At 60.2% G+C, this 3540-nt stretch carries 2 protein-coding genes and 1 pseudogene; 2 read left to right on the top strand and 1 reads right to left on the bottom strand.

Annotated elements, in window-relative coordinates; translation table 11 throughout:
- The first annotated feature begins 219 nt into the window (after nt 1–219).
- Both htpX and htpG read left to right on the top strand, forming a co-directional pair.
- Nucleotides 220–1098, top strand: a complete 879-nt coding sequence (gene htpX, locus LC354_RS26965) for a zinc metalloprotease HtpX (protein WP_223429025.1) — start codon at nt 220–222, stop codon at nt 1096–1098.
- 60 nt (nt 1099–1158) lie between these two features.
- Nucleotides 1159–3027, top strand: a complete 1869-nt coding sequence (gene htpG / locus LC354_RS26970) for a molecular chaperone HtpG (protein ID WP_223429026.1) — start codon at nt 1159–1161, stop codon at nt 3025–3027.
- Nucleotides 3028–3318: 291 nt separating this feature from the next.
- Here the strand turns inward: htpG and LC354_RS26975 are convergent.
- Nucleotides 3319–3540, bottom strand: a pseudogene (locus LC354_RS26975) (hypothetical protein); the annotation flags it as partial.

The raw sequence follows: 3540 nt of genomic DNA on the forward strand, positions 1-3540 counted from the left end.
CGGACACATGACCGCAACCCGCGATGATCACGACGTCAAAAAAACCTTGCTAAACAGGAACCGTCCACACATGGCAAGGCCACCTTCGGCGCGGCGGGAACGTTGCGACACTACCCTTGGCCTTGGGGTTGCAGATACGGCCGAGAATGCGGCCAAGCCATTGCCGTTCCCAAACGCTCTACTTATATCCCCGGCATCCGGCGATGGAGGTCAAATCGGATGGTGCGTACATTTGTGCTTATGGCCGCGATGACGGCGTTCGTGGGTTTTATCGGGCTTCTGCTGGGCGGCGAGACAGGGTTGATCATTGCTCTGGTGATCGCCTTTGCGATGAACTTCTTTTCCTACTGGAACTCGGACAAGGCCGTCCTGCGCATGCATGGTGCACGGCCCGTTGATGCGCGCGCGGCCCCCGAACTCTGGAAGATGACCGAGGATATGGCCCACCGCGCGGGCCTGCCGATGCCTGCGCTTTATATCATCGAGACCGAGCAGCCCAACGCCTTTGCCACGGGGCGCAACCCGCAAAATGCCGCCGTCGCGGTGACGCGCGGCCTGATGCAGAACATGAGCCACGAAGAAGTGGCAGGCGTCGTTGCCCACGAACTGGCGCATATCAAGAACCGCGATACGCTGACCATGACGATCACGGCGACGCTCGCGGGGGCCGTTTCGATGCTTGCCAATTTTGCGATGTTCTTTGGCGGCGGGCGGGACCGGCCAATGGGCCTTGTTGGGACAATCGCAATGATGATCCTTGCGCCACTGGCCGCTGGCATGGTGCAGATGGCGATCAGCCGCGTCCGCGAATACGAGGCGGACGCCGAAGGGGCCGCGATCTGTGGCAACCCGGAATGGCTGGCCTCTGCGCTTGCGGGCTTGGGTCGGCTCTCAGGCCGGATCGACAATATCGCCGCCGAACGCAATCCGGCCACGGCGCATATGTTCATCGTCAACCCGCTGCACATGCACGCCGTGGACAGCCTCTTTGCCACCCATCCCCCGATTGACAAGCGGATTGCCAAGCTGCGCGCGCTCGGCGGCACACGGCCTCAGCGCGCCCCCGCCGGACCCACAAACCGTGGCCCTTGGGGATAGTTGAAACTTGTGCGCAAATCCATAAATTGACGCAGCCATAGAAATTCGGAGTAAGAAGCCATGACCGAGACCCTTGAAAAAGAAACCTTTTCCTTCCAGACCGAGGTTGGACAGCTTCTGGAGATCGTCGCCGGTTCGCTCTATTCCAACCGCGAGGTGTTCCTGCGCGAACTGGTGTCCAACGCATCCGACGCCTGTGACAAACGGCGCTATGCCGGTCTGACAGACGCGGCGCTGGCCCCATCCGAGGATTTTGAAATCACGCTTGAGGTCGACGGCAAAACCAAGACGCTGTCCATCTCGGACAACGGCATCGGCATGAACCATGCGGATCTTCTGGCCACACTGGGCACCATCGCCAAATCCGGCACCAGCGCCTTCATCGAAGCCCTGAAAGCCGAAGACAAAGATAAACCCGGCCTGATCGGCCAATTCGGCGTAGGCTTTTATTCTGCTTTCATGGTGGCCTCGCAGGTGGATGTGCTGACGCGCAAGGCGGGCGAGGACGAAGCCTGGCTCTGGTCGTCCGACGGCAAGGGCCGATTTTCGATTGCGCCCGCCGAACGGGAAACCCCCGGCACGACGGTCACCCTGCACCTCAAGAAAGACGCCAAGGAGTTCGCAGATGACGCGCGGGTCCGGCATATCATCAAGACCTATTCCGAGCATATCAGCTTCCCCGTCAAACTGGGCGACGACACCCTGAACGCGGCAGACGCCCTCTGGACCCGTCCCGCCAAGGACATTTCCGAAGAGCAGTACACAGAGTTCTATCGCCACACCTCCCACGCGTTCGACGCCCCCTGGCACGTGATGCACAACCGGGTGGAAGGCACGCTCAACCACACCAGCCTGCTGTTTGTGCCCAACACACTGCCCTTTGATCTGTTCGAGCCTGAGCGCAAGAGCCATGTGAAACTCTACGTCAACCGCGTCTTCATCTCTAAAACGACCAAAGACCTGATCCCCGCCTATCTGCGCTTTCTGCGCGGCGTCGTGGACAGCCAGGACCTGTCGCTCAACGTGTCGCGCGAAATGCTGCAAACCGACCCCAAGCTTGCCAAGATCAAGACCTCGATCACCAAAAAGGTGCTGTCTGAGCTGAAGAAAAAAGCCAGCAAGGCACCAGAGGAATATGCCACTTTCTGGGGCAATTTCGGGGCCGTGCTCAAGGAAGGTCTGGTCGAGGACGCGACCTTGCGCGACCGCATTCTGGAAATTTGCCGCTTTGCCTCCACTGCCGAGGGCGACCTGACCAGCCTGCCCGACTACGTGTCGCGGATGAAAGAGGGGCAAGACGCGATCTTTTACATCGCGGGCGATGACGCGGCCAAACTGGTCCAGTCCCCCCATCTCGAAGGGTTCAAGGCCAAGGGGGTCGAGGTCCTGCTGTTGTCCGACCACGTGGATGAATTCTGGTTGCAGCACATCACCGAATTTGACGGCAAGCCGTTCAAATCCATCACCCGTGGGGCCGCCGATCTGGACGCGATCAAGGCCGAAGACAAAGGCGCTGACGACGATGACGCCAATCCAGAGGCCGACCTCTCCGCCCTCATCGCCGCGATCAAGCTGGAACTGGGCGCGACGGTCAAGGACGTGCGCCCGTCCAAACGCCTGACCGACAGCCCGGTCTGCCTGATTGCCGATGATGGCGACATGGATGTCAATCTTGAGCGGTTGCTGAAGCGTCACGGGCAATTGCAGCACAGCGCCCCGCGCGTTCTGGAACTGAACCCGAACCACGCGATCATTACCAGACTGGCAGAGCGCGCCAGCCAGGAGGCAGCGGGCAGCGATGACCTGTTGAATGATGCCGCCCACCTGCTGCTGGATCAGGCCCGCATCGTCGAAGGCGAAACACCAACCGACGCGCCCGAATTCGCGCGCCGCCTCGGGGCCGTCATGGCGCGTGCCTTTGGGTCATAGGACCACCGTCAAACGATCGCGTACGCAACCGCCCGGATTGACCTGCTGCTTTTTCCAAGGGGTGATCCGGGCACAGCCGGATAGACGTTGCGGGCCAATCGGTGCGTTTCAGATGGCCTGTGCGTTCAGCCCAGATCCTGCAACCTGCGGTCTTGCCGTCCAATCTGCGCACCCACCTCCGCCCCCCTGAGTGCCGACAGCATTGCCCCCGGTTTGCGCAAAGCGTCTTGCGCAATGAGGTCGTATCGCAAAGTTTCCGCAGAGCCGATTGTAGCTCTTCTGCTGGACACACTATCGGGCAAGTGCTGCGAACGGCGCAAAGCCAGACCGCTCTGACCGGTAGAATTGGCCTTTCCGGATCATATGCGCGACGTCGATCCCTGAAAGAGTAACCGAAGCTGAATCGAACGATTTGACGGTCTGCATCGGTCGGGTGTGTTGATTTTCGCTGAGAAGTGACCCGGTAGCCCCCCAGATTTTCACTGAGAACTGACCCATGTGAACACATTGCCC

This window comes from Tateyamaria pelophila, from assembly GCF_019966495.1.
Lineage (GTDB): Bacteria > Pseudomonadota > Alphaproteobacteria > Rhodobacterales > Rhodobacteraceae > Tateyamaria > Tateyamaria pelophila.

Coding starts and splice junctions, on each gene's coding strand:
- htpX (WP_223429025.1), top strand. CDS start 220: ATGGTGCGTACATTTGTGCTTATGGCCGCGATGACGGCGTTCGTGGGT.
- htpG (WP_223429026.1), top strand. CDS start 1,159: ATGACCGAGACCCTTGAAAAAGAAACCTTTTCCTTCCAGACCGAGGTT.